Annotated in this window: 17 protein-coding genes and 1 other RNA gene; 4 read left to right on the top strand and 14 right to left on the bottom strand. The window is 44.1% G+C overall.

Translation table 11 applies throughout. The features are described from left to right. Positions 1-9: 9 nt before the first annotated feature. From SFC25_RS03325 to SFC25_RS03310, 4 genes are read right to left on the bottom strand one after another with little or no spacing between them, the layout of a single operon-like run. Positions 10-504: a dihydrofolate reductase gene (locus SFC25_RS03325; protein ID WP_411213924.1), complete on the bottom strand. Its 495-nt coding sequence runs from the start codon at positions 502-504 to the stop codon at positions 10-12. A gap of 12 nt (positions 505-516) precedes the next feature. Further along, positions 517-1,473, bottom strand: coding sequence for a thymidylate synthase (locus SFC25_RS03320; RefSeq protein WP_411213923.1), 957 nt, complete (start codon positions 1,471-1,473; stop codon positions 517-519). A 14-nt stretch (positions 1,474-1,487) separates the two neighbouring features. Beyond that, on the bottom strand, positions 1,488-2,105 hold the full coding sequence (locus tag SFC25_RS03315; protein WP_411213922.1) for an HD domain-containing protein: 618 nt from the start codon (positions 2,103-2,105) through the stop codon (positions 1,488-1,490). Then, positions 2,106-2,969 carry a DUF72 domain-containing protein gene (locus SFC25_RS03310; protein ID WP_411213921.1) on the bottom strand — a complete coding sequence of 288 codons (864 nt, stop codon included), beginning with the start codon at positions 2,967-2,969 and terminating at the stop codon, positions 2,106-2,108. A gap of 380 nt (positions 2,970-3,349) precedes the next feature. On the opposite strand from SFC25_RS03310, the gene SFC25_RS03305 reads away from it, so the two are divergent. The 3 genes from SFC25_RS03305 to SFC25_RS03295 all read left to right on the top strand — a co-directional run bounded on the left by SFC25_RS03305 (position 3,350) and on the right by SFC25_RS03295 (position 4,768). Further along, positions 3,350-3,550: a cold-shock protein gene (locus SFC25_RS03305; protein ID WP_095217872.1), complete on the top strand. Its 201-nt coding sequence runs from the start codon at positions 3,350-3,352 to the stop codon at positions 3,548-3,550. Positions 3,551-3,679: 129 nt separating this feature from the next. After that, positions 3,680-4,363 (top strand): queuosine precursor transporter, encoded by a 684-nt coding sequence (locus SFC25_RS03300; RefSeq protein WP_411213920.1) that lies wholly within the window; start codon positions 3,680-3,682, stop codon positions 4,361-4,363. A 12-nt stretch (positions 4,364-4,375) separates the two neighbouring features. After that, a complete protein-coding gene (locus tag SFC25_RS03295) occupies positions 4,376-4,768 on the top strand; it encodes a ribonuclease HI family protein (RefSeq protein WP_411213919.1) in 393 nt (130 codons plus the stop codon). Here the strand turns inward: SFC25_RS03295 and SFC25_RS03290 are convergent. Next, on the bottom strand, positions 4,762-5,043 hold the full coding sequence (locus SFC25_RS03290) for a DUF6123 family protein (protein WP_411213918.1): 282 nt from the start codon (positions 5,041-5,043) through the stop codon (positions 4,762-4,764). The two genes, SFC25_RS03295 and SFC25_RS03290, sit on opposite strands and share 7 nt — an antisense overlap. 191 nt (positions 5,044-5,234) lie before the next feature. Here SFC25_RS03290 and SFC25_RS03285 point away from each other — a divergent pair, with 191 nt between their 5' ends. Next, positions 5,235-5,765 carry a hypothetical protein gene (locus tag SFC25_RS03285; RefSeq protein ID WP_411213917.1) on the top strand — a complete coding sequence of 177 codons (531 nt, stop codon included), beginning with the start codon at positions 5,235-5,237 and terminating at the stop codon, positions 5,763-5,765. A gap of 37 nt (positions 5,766-5,802) precedes the next feature. Here SFC25_RS03285 and SFC25_RS03280 read toward each other — a convergent pair whose 3' ends face one another. The 9 genes from SFC25_RS03280 to SFC25_RS03240 all read right to left on the bottom strand — a co-directional run bounded on the left by SFC25_RS03280 (position 5,803) and on the right by SFC25_RS03240 (position 14,233). Then, on the bottom strand, positions 5,803-7,293 hold the full coding sequence (locus tag SFC25_RS03280; RefSeq protein WP_411213916.1) for a carboxypeptidase M32: 1,491 nt from the start codon (positions 7,291-7,293) through the stop codon (positions 5,803-5,805). Between the two features lie 17 nt (positions 7,294-7,310). After that, positions 7,311-8,444, bottom strand: a complete 1,134-nt coding sequence (locus SFC25_RS03275; RefSeq protein WP_411214201.1) for a THUMP domain-containing class I SAM-dependent RNA methyltransferase — start codon at positions 8,442-8,444, stop codon at positions 7,311-7,313. Between the two features lie 94 nt (positions 8,445-8,538). After that, positions 8,539-8,912, bottom strand: an RNA gene (gene rnpB, locus SFC25_RS03270) — RNase P RNA component class B. Positions 8,913-8,974: 62 nt separating this feature from the next. Further along, the gene (gpsB, locus tag SFC25_RS03265) at positions 8,975-9,349 is read right to left on the bottom strand and encodes a cell division regulator GpsB (RefSeq protein ID WP_411213915.1); all 375 of its coding nucleotides are present in this window, start codon (positions 9,347-9,349) and stop codon (positions 8,975-8,977) included. 75 nt (positions 9,350-9,424) lie between these two features. Continuing rightward, entirely contained in the window at positions 9,425-9,994 is a 570-nt protein-coding gene (locus tag SFC25_RS03260; RefSeq protein ID WP_411213914.1) for an SLOG family protein, read from the bottom strand. Positions 9,995-10,074: 80 nt separating this feature from the next. Beyond that, a complete protein-coding gene (locus SFC25_RS03255) occupies positions 10,075-10,500 on the bottom strand; it encodes a CotD family spore coat protein (protein WP_411213913.1) in 426 nt (141 codons plus the stop codon). Between the two features lie 80 nt (positions 10,501-10,580). Next, positions 10,581-11,621 (bottom strand): type 2 isopentenyl-diphosphate Delta-isomerase, encoded by a 1,041-nt coding sequence (gene fni / locus SFC25_RS03250; RefSeq protein ID WP_411213912.1) that lies wholly within the window; start codon positions 11,619-11,621, stop codon positions 10,581-10,583. A 24-nt stretch (positions 11,622-11,645) separates the two neighbouring features. Further along, positions 11,646-13,115 (bottom strand): phytoene desaturase family protein, encoded by a 1,470-nt coding sequence (locus tag SFC25_RS03245; RefSeq protein WP_411213911.1) that lies wholly within the window; start codon positions 13,113-13,115, stop codon positions 11,646-11,648. After that, positions 13,112-14,233, bottom strand: a complete 1,122-nt coding sequence (locus SFC25_RS03240) for a glycosyltransferase family 2 protein (RefSeq protein ID WP_411213910.1) — start codon at positions 14,231-14,233, stop codon at positions 13,112-13,114. Before SFC25_RS03240 ends, SFC25_RS03245 begins: the two co-directional genes overlap by 4 nt. Positions 14,234-14,238 lie beyond the last annotated feature (5 nt).

Here is a 14,238-nt window from a genome sequence, read left to right as displayed (position 1 = left end):
TACAGCATTTTAGCGGCTTACCCGATCATATTGGATGAAGTAATAATCGTATGGATTGCGTTCATCTTTGACGCCCTTCTCACGTGATGTTTCATTCCACTCTTCCGGCGGAAAGTCAGGGAAATGCGTATCTGCCGGAAAACTTTCCTCAATATACGTCATATAAATACGATCAGCGATTTCCAATGTCTGGGAAAATATCTCGCTTCCACCGATAACGAAAATCTCTTTTTCGGAGTGCTTGTCCGCTAATTCCTTTACTTCTTTCACATCATGCAAGACCGTAACACCATCTGATTTAAATGCTTTATCCCTTGTAAGTACAATGTTCGTCCGATTCGGCAATGCACCATTCATCGAATCAAGTGTCTTTCTCCCCATGACAATTATTTGACCGGTCGTTTTTTCTTTAAAGAATCTCAGATCTCGCGGAATTCTCCATGGAAGATCATTTTTATACCCGATACCTCGGTTCTGATCCATGGCAAACAATAATGAAATCATGCTTGTCCCTCCTTAAACGGCGACTGGCGCTTTGATAGCAGGATGCGGTTCATATCCGATGATCTCCAAGTCTTCCATGGAAGCATCGAAAACAGAACGCAAGCCGTCTTTGATATGCAATGTCGGCAATGCTTTCGGTGTACGGCTTAGCTGCGTTTCCACTTGCTCAAGATGGTTTGTATATAAATGTGCATCACCAATTGTGTGGATGAAATCCCCAACATCCAATCCGCATTCCTTGGCAATCAAATGTGTCAGCAAACTGTAGCTGGCAATATTAAATGGAATGCCAAGGAAAATATCGCCGCTGCGCTGGTACAGCTGGCAAGAAAGCTTGTTGTCCGCTACATAAAACTGGAACATCGTGTGACAAGGCGGCAGTGCCATAGATGGTACATCTTCTGGGTTCCAGGCGGAAACTATCAATCTTCTGGAATCGGGATTTTTCTTGATCGTTTCAATTATGTCTTGCAATTGATCGATGCTTTCTCCCTGCGTTGTCTTCCAGTTTCGCCACTGTTTTCCATATACGTCCCCAAGATGGCCAAAACGTTCACTGAAAGCATCATCAGACAGAATGAGCTGTTTGAATCGTTCCATTTGCGTTTCATATGCTGTGCGGAAGTCATCATCTTGCAGGGATCGACGTCCGAAATCGGTCATATCCGGTCCGTCATATGCTTCACTTTCCACCCAGTTCTTAAACGCCCACTCATTCCAAATGTTATTGTTGTGTTCCAGCAAATAGCGGATATTCGTATCTCCCTTAAGGAACCAAAGGAGTTCGCTGGCGATCAGCCGGAAAGGGACTTTTTTTGTTGTAAGCAAAGGGAAACCTTTTTGCAGGTCAAAGCGCATCTGGTAACCGAAAACAGAAACAGTGCCTGTGCCTGTGCGATCTTCTTTCTTTGTGCCATTTTCAAGTACATGTCTGCATAGATCCAGATAAGCTTGTTCAGAAGTAGTCATAAAATATCATTCCTTTATCGTATATCATCACACGGCATTTCCCATTCCTCAAAAAATCGGTCCAGGAATTCCTGCATATAAGCATGTCTCGTTTCAGCCATACGCAATGCTGTTTTCGTATGAAGTGTTTCTTTCAATTTCAACAGTTTATCATAAAAATGCTGGACACTCGAATGCTTGGGATCATTTGGCCAGTGGATAAGGCGGCTCGCGGCTCCGCCAAACGCGAATGTCCGGGCAATCCCGATAGCTCCTATTGCATCAAGACGATCAGCATCCTGAATGATTCTGCCTTCCAATGTATCAGGAGTTCGTCCTTTACTGAAGGAAATATTGCGGCACGCCTGGAAGATATCTTGAATTACGCCTTCCTCCAATCCGATACGGCGCAGAAAACCTTGTGCCTCTGCCACAGCATCTGCCGGCTCATCAAATAGTTTATGATCTCCAATATCATGCATCCAACCGATCGCCTCTGTCAGGAACGGATCTGCACCTTCTTCGAATGCAATTTTCCTGCCCATTTTAGCAACACGTTTCATGTGGTAAAAATCGTGCCCTGTGGCGTCTTTACGGAAGATGGTATATGCATAACGCTCCATTTCTTCCAATTGATTTTTCTGTTCCATCATTCATCGCCCTTCCTGGTCAAATAGGTTCAGCTGTTCTGGAGGCGGATCCGGCAGCTGCTGACCAAGGAGCTGCATCATTTCCTTGGCATTATCACTGGCATCACCGCCGGAATTATTATTGAATAGTAAAATGACCCGTGAACTGGATTGCTCCAACTCCAACGCAGTATCCCGCCACTCTTTCAGTTCGCTGTTATTGTATCGATATAAAAAACGGACTTTTCGCCAGTCTTCGCGGCCATTTTGGTTCCAGCCGTGCACATTCCGTCCATGAAAACGAACAAGTGTCAGCTGGTCGTGGGTAGCTTCGGGAACCAGAGGAACAGAACCGCTTCCTGCCTGTGGTTCATCGCAAACTGTATGTATAAATCCTAACTCTCGCAACAAACCGAGCGTCCTGTCTCTGTATTCCTCTGCATACCAAGACTGGTTCCTGAATTCAATCGCTACCGGCAGCCCCTTTGTCAGCTCGCGAATAAAACGGAGTCTATCGATACTTGTCTTTTCCACCTGGAACCAAGGAGGAAACTGAAAAAGGATTGCAGCAAGCTTATCTGCTTCCAAAATGGGCTTAATCGATGCCAAGAAATGATCAAATAATGTTGCTGCCTCTGCTCGCGTCATTTTTTTCCGGCTTTGGCCAGTCATATCCTGATGTGCTTTTATAATAAAGGAAAAATGCTCAGGAGTTTCTTCTGCCCATTTCGTATAGTTACTGACAGACTGGATGGCATAAAAGGAAGAATCCACTTCGACAACATCAAAATGGGTTGCATATATTTTCAATTTTTGCTGCCTGGCTTTTGTATCCGGATATAGCTTATCATGATCTCCCCACCCGGTTACGCCGACTTGAATAGTCAAACATTCGCCTCCTTCCGACAATATACGATTTATTATATTGTAATGGAATCATATCAACCCAGCAACGGAGAGCGCTGGTTGTTCTAAAAAAACATAAGATGTCTCAAATTGAAAAGAAAGAAGGAACGATACAGCTTTTCAATCCGCGTAGAAAGCGATTACTTTCCCAATAAACCACCATTTTTCCCTACTTGACGCATTTTTCAAAATAAGCTATATTTGTGTCAAGCAAACAAGATGAGCGGAATAAGAACATTGGCAGCTTGCAGAAGAGCTAAGTAATTCCGCCCTTCTAGCAGACTGCCTTTTTTAATTCATGCACTTCTTTTTTGCATATTACATGCGTTTTCTGTGAAACGTCTTTTAGGAGGATAAGGAATATGCCAAACGGTATTGTAAAGTGGTTCAACGCTGAAAAAGGTTACGGATTCATTCAAGTAGAGGACGGTAACGATGTGTTTGTACATTACTCCGCCATCCAGGAAGAAGGCTTCAAGAATCTTGAAGAAGGTCAGGAAGTATCCTTTGAAGTAATCGAAGGAGAAAGAGGACCTCAAGCAGCTAACGTAGAAAAACTATAATATAATCCTAAGCGGCAATCCAGTGGGTTGCTGCTTTTTTGTATACACTTCTTTCCATTAGTTGCATCCGCATGGAAAAGCGCGTATACTCTTCCATTGTCTAAGTTAATTTCACTAGGAGGAGCAGCATTGAATAACGATTTACTTTGGATTGTCTTTTCTATTATAAATTTTGTCCTGCTGTTAATCATGTATCGGCTGTTCGGGCGTCTTGGATTGTTCGTATGGGTTGGTATGGCTACAGTATTGGCAAATATACAGGTGACAAAGACGATCGAGCTGTTCGGTTTGACAGCGACAATGGGTAATATCATATATGGAACCATTTTCCTGGCTTCAGATATACTAAATGAAAATTATGGTAAAAAAATCGCAAGAAAAGCGGTTGGACTTGGTTTTGCTACCCTTATCATCATGACAATCATCATGCAGGTTGTCCTTGTATTCGACCCTGCACCAAGCGACATTGCACAAACATCTCTTAGTACGATATTTGGCTTCCTGCCTAGAGTAGCTCTTGGAAGTCTGATTGCATTCGGTATCAGCCAATATGTCGATGTCTGGCTGTACGCACTCATCAAGCGGATTCTTCCAGATGATAAATTCCTTTGGGTGCGAAACAATGGCAGCACGATGCTCAGTCAGCTGCTGGATACACTCGTCTTTTGTACAATCGCCTTCGCAGGGATATATGAAGGTTCAGTATGGTTTGAGATCTTCATCTCGACTTATTTGCTGAAGTTCGTGGTAAGCATCATTTCGACGCCGTTTCTATACGGAGCGAAACGAATGTACAAGCAAATCAATGATTAGGAGGCTGAGATATTGATCGAGGTATATACGGATGGTGCGACTAGTGGCAATCCGGGGCAAAGCGGTGCAGGTATTGTGATCATAAAAGATGGTACACGAAAGACGTACAGCGTCCAGCTCGGTATGATGACAAATCATCACGCCGAGTTTTGGGCCATCATTAAAGCACTGGAAATCTGTCAGAGCGATCACCCCGACGATATCATCTCCTTGCGCTCGGATTCCCAAGCGGCAGTACAAGCAATCGACAAGGAATATACCAAGAACAAAGAGTTTCAGCCGCTATTGGAACAAATAATGAAGCTCAGCAGGCAGTTCCCTTATTTCTTCATTAAATGGATACCGGAAAAACAAAACAAAGCAGCAGATCAGCTTGCTCGGGAAGCGATTCGTCAGACTCAATGATACTGAAGCTGAAATCCTTTTCTGGCAAGCAGATCTTCTGCTTGTTTTTTTGTATGTATCTTATCGTCCCCGATCAAATCCAGCACACTAAGATAAAAGCTGCCATCAAAGGCATGCTGAAAACGCAAAGTCACTTGTACAGCAAAAATGACCTTCCAATCAGGAGCATTGGCATAATTTTTGCCAAAATAGATGAATTGTACGTCTTCGTCTGTCAGTTTAAACCCTTTTGCCCAGATATCATCAAGAAAATAGGCCAAGCTATGCTTCGTCAACGTGCAAAACCCCTTTATCAGAATCCGACTTATATTATAGCATTCTTGTTTCCGGTTTCAATGATTTTATGATAATTCCGTTTTATCGGATTTATTAGATTTTTCTAACTTGCGCAACATTTCTCCTAAGTATTTACAATTCAAAAAGTTAGCATTAAACTAAAAAAGCCAATTAGAAAGGGGATGTTAGCGTGAAAAAGCTTATGTATTTGCTTGCGTTAACGGCTATCGTAGCCATCTTTGCAACAGGTTGTTCAAATGCTGATTCACAAAGTAAATCAGACAGCGGTTCGGAAAAAACAGAAACGACTGATGTCAAAAAAGAACTGCTACATACGCAAATGGATTTTACAGCGGAATTCAGTCCTAATTATGCACCAATCGCAGCGTATCAGACTGCTCTAGCTGACGAAGCTTCCACAGAGGATGTTATCAAGACTTCCGCTGAGGCTGCTAAAAAAGCAGCTGATGAAGGTGCAGAAAAGCTTGCTGACTACAAACTGGAAAGCAATCTTCCAGAAGAAGAGAAAGAAGCTTTTACTGCTTCCCTTGATTCCTTAAAATCTTATTTCGAAGAAGTGAGCAAAGCAATTGATGCTTCTCAAACTGAGCCGAACTTTGATGCTGCTAAGAAACAATTCGATGCTTTCCAGTCTGACTTGGAAGGAATCTATAAAGACGCTGATTTGCAAGTGCCAGATATGGCATCAGCATTAAGCTAAGCTAAAAAAAAGATGCAGACTCTGTCTGCATCTTTTTTTATAATTGATAGATTTTGCTGTATTTCTTAGTCAAATAGCTTACAAGATAATTTGCATTTAATCCTTCACCAGTTACATCCTGCAGCAATTCCAATGGCTTCTTAGCTTTTCCGTATTGATGGATATGCTCTGTCAGCCATTGCTTGATCGGAGCAAAATCGCCTTCTTCTATTAACTTATCCGTATCCAAAGACTCCTGCATCTTGGCATGGAACTGTGCTGCGTACATATAACCTAAAGCATAAGATGGGAAATAACCAAAGTCCCCACCGGACCAGTGGATATCCTGAAGCACACCTTGAGCATCGCTTTCGGGTATAATGCCAAGATACTCTTCCATCTTCTTATTCCAGATTTCAGGAAGATCTTTAACTGTTATCTCATCTTTGAATAATGCCTTCTCCAGCTCATAACGGATCATGATGTGCAAAGCGTAAGTTAATTCGTCAGCCTCGATTCGGATGAATGAGGCTTTCACTTCATTCACCGCCTGATAGAAGGTGTTAAAGTCGATCTCCTGCAGCGATGCTGGAGCATACGTTTTGAACTCCTCAAAATGACCTTTCCAGAAAGCTTCGTTTCGTGCGACAAAGTTTTCCCAGAATAAAGACTGGGATTCATGGATTCCCATGCTTGTTCCGCTTGCTAAAGGTGTCGCAGCCAATGTATCTGCTATGTTCTGTTCGTACAGCGCGTGGCCGCCTTCATGAATCGTACCAAAAACGGCCATACGGAAGTCTTCTTCATCATAACGAGTAGTGATGCGGACATCCTTCGGGTTCAGTGTGATTTCAAATGGGTGAATTGTATCATCCAGTCTTCCCGCTTCGAAGTCATAACCCATTTTTTCCAGAACAGAAATAGTGAAAGCTTTTTGCTGTTCCTTCGAGAAATGTGTATGGAGGATACTAGTGTCTGGTTTCACATCTGATTGCTTGATTTGTTCAAGCAGATTTGTAAGAGATTTGCGTAATGCCGGGAACACTTTGTCCAGTGTCTCCATCGTCACGCCTGGCTCATACATATCCAACAGGACGTCATAAGCATGCTGATCAGCATTCCAGTAGGAAGCGAATTTCTTCTTATAAGTGACCAGTTCCTCCAAATAGGGCTGGAGCAAGCTGAAATCACCTTTCTCCCTAGCCTCTCCCCATACCGATTCGGCCTTGGATTGAAGCATGATATATGCTTTGAATTCTTCTTCCGGAATTTTCTTGTTGCGATCGTATTCTTTTTCACTCTCAGCCAGTGATTTAACCAGAATCTCATCAGTGGCAATCGGCTTCAGTTCGTCAATCAGTTCTTTCAGTTTGTCAGATGTAGATAGACGATGCGACTGCTGTGATAAATAGCTTATCGCTTCAGCCCGGTGTTCCATACCGGCTTTCGGTGCTTTCGTCCGCAAGTCCCAATGCATGAGGGCTATTGCTTCTTCATACGCCTTTTGTTCCTTGATTAAGTCCCAATATTGCTGTGTTGCATCTGACATACTATCCGCTCCCTTTTTCAGATATGCTTGCCGAAATACTGATAATAATCGGTTTTGATAAAACCGTTGAAAAGCTTGCGTTTTTTCGTTGCCTGCTTGCCATAGAATGTCTCGAAACCTTCATGTGCTGTTAAGATATAGCCGCTCCATGAAGGATGGTCCTTCATGATGGATCCCAACTCTTTATAGGCTTTTTCCACTTCAGGACGATCTCCCAATCTTTCCCCATAAGGCGGATTCGATATCATATAGCCATTCTCCTGCTTCGGATTCCAATCAGCCACCTGCATCTGTCTCCAGTCGACCAATTCCCCAAGTCCTGCTTCGATACCATTTGCCTTCGAGATTTCCACCATTTTATGATCAATATCCGATCCGGAAATTTGGAGTTCCTGATCATAATTGGCCAAGTCCTCTGCTTCTTCAAGGGCCTTTTCCCATAGATCGGATTTTATCCAATGCCAATTTTCCGCATCGAATTCCCGGTTAAAACCAGGTGCGATATTCTGACCGATAAGCGCAGCTTCGATAGCGATCGTGCCACTGCCGCAGAACGGGTCATGCAGCGGGAATTCCGGACGCCAGTTCGTCAAAAGCACCATCGCAGCAGCAAGGGTTTCTTTAATCGGCGCTTCACCTTGTCCGACACGATAACCGCGCTTATGCAGTCCAGTACCGCTCGTGTCCAATGTCAAACTGACTGTATCCTTCAAGATGGCCACTTCGATCCGGTGTCTTGGGCCAGACTCCTCCAGCCAGGAAGCAATACCATGCTTTTGCTTCAGCCTCTCAACGACAGCCTTCTTTACAATACGCTGACAATCCGGGACGCTATATAACGTCGATTTGACACTTTTCCCGATAACGGGGAATTCTCCATTTTCCTGTATGTACGTTTCCCACGGTAATGCCTTTGTCTGTTCGAAAAGCTCGTCAAAAGTAGTCGCCTTGAACTCACCAACAAGTACTTTGATACGATCGGCTGTCCGCAGCCACAGATTGCAGCGTGCGATGGCAGACGGATCTGCCTGAAATATTACTTTGCCATTGTCTACTTGCACATCTTCATAGCCCAGCTGCTTCACTTCACGTGCAACGACAGCTTCCAATCCCATCGCAGCAGTGGCAATCAGGGTCACTTGCCTTTTCATCATGTAAAACCTCGCTTTTATGTATTAAAAAGCCCTCTCTACCTGAAACCAGTTAGAAAGGGCTGTTTGTTGTATACAGTGGACCAAATGAATGTTCTGTAAGCCATGTTCTGTACCGATGCACTGCGAGCGGTGGTCAGCCTCGTACAACGGCAGTAATCATCTATCTACAAGCTCAGCGCTTGTCCCTTTTTAGGTTGAATTCCCATAATCAAGGGTGCCCCTACCAACATTTGGGTTGCTCACTCGTGGGGTTTACCTCGTTCCACTCAGCAAGTTTCCAAGCTGACTACGTCACTGTGGCACTTTCAAGACATGTCAGCCATATCCGAAGACTTAGGCTTTCTGCCTGCCGTTAGCATTGCTGCTACCTTGGCTTATGAATTCGCCAAGCACGAACACTACAAGCATCTCAGCCTGTGTGAGCATGGACTTTCCTCTGCATCACTGCAGCGATTACTCAAACATTCATTTTTAAGTTGCTAACCTATTGTACGCGGTTCGACGTTAATAGTCAAGGCCGCCCGGCATCAAACATCATTCTCTGCGAATTTTTTTCCAAAAACGGCCTTTTCCAGATTGGATAACCGTTTGAGGATGTCATAATTCACTTGATGATTCGTTTGTGTCTCTCGCTCCCTTACTGGAGCAGCTGGCTGAGAAACTTGCTCTTTCGGCTGCTGTGCAGATCTGGTTGATCTGACCGTGTCATTTGAGGCCTGCTGCTGTCGCAGGCGTTCATTTTCGCTTTTCAGCCGATCGATTTCTTTTTGGAATGTTTCATAGTCTTGAATGATCTTGTCCAAATATTCATCGACTTCATCTTGGTTATAACCACGCATGCCTGTTTTGAAATTCTTCTCAAAGATATCTTTTTGTGTCAGTTGGATGTTTGCCAAAGCCATACACAAGTCACCTCATTTATACAATTGTATATAAGTCCATTCTTTCAAAATCATCTAAGATTGTCAATTTTCTTCTCATGTCTGATCCCAATAGGAAGGATCATTCATTTGTTCCCGTTCAAGTGTGTCCTGTAAATCCAGCGCAGTTATATAATAAAGCTCATAATCATGCGCTTCTTGATAGCTGCGTGCTTCTTTAAGGAAGAAATCGACACTGCCTGTCTGGTTCTCGTCATACATGACCAGTGCTGCCTCCGTTTTAGACAGCATCCATTTGTCACGCGCTTTAAATTGATAAGGTCCTTTATAGTCGCCTTCATAAATTGGCTGATAGAAATCAGCGAGCATGATCAGCTCCTGATACTCTTCCTGCAGATCTTCTGCCCAGCGTGCGTCCTGATTATCAAATGGCGGGATGACAGCAAGCTGGATATCATATTCCTCTTCCTTCAAATCAAGGACAACCTGTGCTGCCCAAAGCTCTACACCTGTTTGTCCGGACAAAATCACCCATTCCAATCCTGCTTCTATCAGACCGACAAGCTTGTCCCGTATGGTTTGCTTGATATAATGCACACGAGGATCACTCATTTTAAAGATTCCCATTTCGTAGTGCTTGTATCCAGTCACATATAAATTCTTCATCGGGGACATACGCTCCTCTTCTTTTCACTGTTTCTATCTAAGCATAAAAGAGCTGGCTGACGCCAGCTCTAATACGACTATTAGTACCACTTTTTCTGAGTTGGTTTAGGCTTTGGTGCCATTTGCGGCTGCTGCTGAGGCTGCGGCTGGTACATTTGCGGGCTAACCTGCTGCGGCATCGGCATAGGTGCTGGCATCGGCATTGGCATTGGACCACAGTCATGACAAGGATTCGGTTTTGGAGGACTATTGTGAGTCGGGCTAAGATGAGTCTGCTCCATTGATTTTTCGTTAGCATAAGAAGTCGTATGCGGGTACATGTGGACATTCTTCACTTTATGGTGGTTCACCACTGTAGTGTGAACTGGGTGTATATGCTCAATTACCTCTTCAGAGTAAGTGTGTTGTACATTGTTGATGACAGGATCGACAATAGTCTTCGTTCCGCAGTGTACTGTATTGCAATGTACTGGGCGCGGAGGCGGACAGCAATGTCTTTTACGCATGTTCTTTCCCCTTTCTGTATTGGATTCTCTATAACATATGAAAGGGCGAAAGAACATGTACTATGACAAAAACCTATATTTCAGGCGTTTCGACTGATTAACCTGTCCGTATTTTTCAGGGACTCCATATTTTGAGCTCCGATTCCGAACATGCTGATCTTAAGCTCCAGTTCCAGCTGCTCGAATCGTTCAAGCAGCGCCTCTTTTGAATCGACAGCTTCAGGTAATATGGAACGCCCATAGCCTGCCATATCAGCGCCTAAAGCTATCGCTTTAGCTGCATCAACGCCGTTTGTGATTCCTCCGCTGGCAATCAAGCAGTCAGGTGCTTTTGCTAATCTGCTCAGCTGTTCGACGCATCTAGCTGTTGGAAGACCCCAATCAAGAAATGCTGACGCAGCTCTTTGCTTTATCGAATTCTGAGAACGATATTTCTCCACTTCAATCCAAGATGTTCCGCCAGCACCTGCTGTATCGATAAATTGCACACCAGCTTCAAGCAGCTGGCTGCATGTATCAGGAGCGATTCCAAACCCAACTTCCTTGATCCCGACAGGTACAGATAATGCGTCAGCCACTTTTGCGATTTTAATCAAAAGTCCGCTGAAGTCCGTATCTCCTTCATCCTGGAAAATCTCCTGCATGCTGTTTAGATGCAATACAATGGCATCTGCGCCAGTTAAATGTACAATTTGCCTGCATTCCTCTGGCCCATAGCCATAATTCAGCTGTACAGCTCCTAAATTTGCAAAGATTGGTATGGTCGGTGCTTCTTCCCGCAGCTGAAAGCTTGCCGCGGCTGTCTTATTCTCAAGTGCCACTCGACTGGAACCAAGACCAAGTGCCCAACCTTTTTCTTCAGCAGCACTAGCTAAATTCCGGTTGATCTCATGGGCACGGGGTGTACCCCCGGTCATACTGCTGATAAGGAAAGGAACTTTGATCTGTTTCCCAAGGAATATGGTGCTAGTATCAATGGAATGGAAGCTGATCTCAGGAAGAGCCTGATGCTCGAATCGGTAAGATTCGAAACCAGTTGTGATCCCTTTTCCTTGTACCTGTTCATTCAGTGTTATATGTATATGTTCATCCTTACGGTTATGTATGGATTTTTCTGTCATCCTGTTTCCCCCTGGCTCTAATACCTATCCCTGTAATATTGCTTGTGCTGTTAATTTACCGCTTAATGTGACCATGGGTGTACCGCCGCCTGGGTGGGTCGAACCACCTGCGAACCAAAGACCTTTAATATGGGTATCTTTATTCGGTATCCGGAAGAAAGCTTGCTGGAAGCTGTTCGAACTCATCCCATAAATTGCGCCTCTATAAGCACGGGTCCGTACCGCTAAGTCAGCTGGAGTTTGAAGCTCATCGCAGATGATATGTTCCGATAAAGCTGTCAGCCCTTTATCTTCAAGCTGCCGGATAAGCATTTCCTTATATTGTTCTTTATCCTCCAGCTGGTTTATTCCTGTTAGATAAGGCGCATTTGCAAGAACAAACAAATTGCTCATACCGGCAGGTGCAAGATCTGGCTCACTTGCTCCTGAAAAACAAATATAAAGTGTCGGCTCCTTAATATACTGTCTTTCCTTAAAGATCGAAGAAAATTCTGCCTTATAATCGGATGGAAAGAAGACATTATGATGAGCTAATTGGGCGTAATGCTTTTTAACACCTAAAAGCATCGTAAACCCAGACAAGGAAGGTTCCACTTTCTTTATTTTTCGGTCAGAGAAATGCGGTCGGTCAGAGTCATCCAGCAATCCGCTATACAAACTTAGGGCATCTCCGTTTCCGATAAGCGTATCACAAGCATAGTCACCTTTGGTAGTCGTAACCCCTGTTACAGCCCCTCTACTAGTCTTTATACTTGTGACATCGGTTTCTGTTTCGATGGCAACGCCTAATTCCACAGCCAGCTTCTCGAATGCTTCCACGAGTTTATATGTGCCGCCTTTAATGCCATAAACGCCCTTCCCTGCTTCCAGGAATGCAAGCATCGCAAAAATGGATGGTGCCTGAAAAGGGGAAGATCCAACGTATGTTGCGTATCTGCCGAACAAGCGTAATGTATTGGGATGCTTGAAGTACCGTTTTAATAAAGTTTGAAATGATTGCATCGGACGGATTTTGGCAAAATCACGCACAAGCCCAGGCTGCAGTTTTTCCAACCATAAAAACAGGGCTTTATGCAGAAATGCCTTTTCTGAAATCTGAAAAAGCCTCCTGCTTTCAGCTAGGAATGCGGGATAAGCTTTAGCATCAGCTTTGCTGTAGGCAGCAAGCTGCGCCTGCATTTGCTCTATGTCAGCAATGAGCTCGACAATGTGTCCATCCGGAAAGAAATTCTTCCCGATCGGTGAAATTGGATAGAAGGTCAAATAATCCCGGCTGTCCCGCCCTGCATCACGGAATACCTGTTCGAATATGTGCTTCAATGTAATAGTGCTTGGCCCAAGATCAAAATGGAAACCATCTTTGTTAACTTGCTGCAGCTTTCCGCCTAGTGTCTTGTTCTTTTCAAGTATGGTGACATTCCATCCGGCATGGGCAAGGTAAATACTGGTCGTTAAACCACCTAACCCGCCACCTATGATAACAGCACGTTTCATTCGTAATATCTCCTGCCTTTCCATTCATATCCCTCTCTTTGCTTATGAATCCGTATGGCATCCAAAGCGAGTAAAATGAAGCAGCTGCATGCAATAGGATAGAGAAAGGACGTATACCAGTCTGTCTTAGCGCGGGAATCAATGAAAATTTTAATGATTGCCCCTATCAGATAAGCTGCAGCGGCTGTGAGCAGGATCTGATTATTTCTGATTACTAATGCATAAACAAAGAAAACCGACGGCAGCACATAAAGCAGTGCATACAGGAAACATATAAACAAAGTAAGGAATATATTGCTCCCAGTCCCTGTGAAAATATTTTTACGGAATCCCAGCCATACAGAACGGTTTGTGTCGTACATCCGCATACTTGCGAATTTCTCACCGCGAAGCAACGCGACTGGAAACTGAAACCGCTTCATGAGGCGCATCAGTTCCATATCATCCACTATGGCTGATTTGATAGCAGCATGACTGCCTGCGTGTTGATAACTCTCCTTGTGGATGCAGATAAATGCACCGTGAGCAGCAGTAAATTTAGGATCTTGGTTTTTCGTTACTTGTCGGATTGGCAAGTGGCAAATAACGAGGAAAATCATAAACGGAACGAGCATGCGTTCCAGAAAAGTATGTACACGCTGCCTCGGAAACGCGGATATCATCCGATAATTCTTGTCAAGATACGGTTGGAGCAGCGCCAATCCGTTTTTGTCCACTGTTACATCCGCATCGAGGAACAACAACCAATCCCCTTCCGCATATTCCCCCAATTGCTGACAGGCGTAGTTCTTCCCTGTCCAGCCGGAAGGCAGCTCCTTCCCACGATAAAGCTTTAAATTGGGAAACGTATGCTGGAATTGACGCACAACAGAGGTTGTACCATCAGAGGATTGATCGTCTAATACTAGAATCTCTTTTATGTAGGGCTGCTGTGGTATCAGGCTTTCGAGTAATCGTCCAATATTATCTTCTTCATTACGTGCAGGTATCAAAATGCTCACTGGCTTAATCGATGCATTCGCTTTCTTCTTGCTTTTCGGGAAGGCTGTGCTGTTATAGAGCACCCAGATAAGCTGAAGCAGAAGCAGGGAGATGATGGTCATTAATAGTACAAACATAAACG

Source organism: Terribacillus saccharophilus (assembly GCF_046592595.1).
GTDB lineage: Bacteria > Bacillota > Bacilli > Bacillales > Amphibacillaceae > Terribacillus > Terribacillus saccharophilus_C.
Note: the sequence above shows the minus strand (reverse complement) of the source record. Positions and strands in the feature narration are given on the sequence as shown.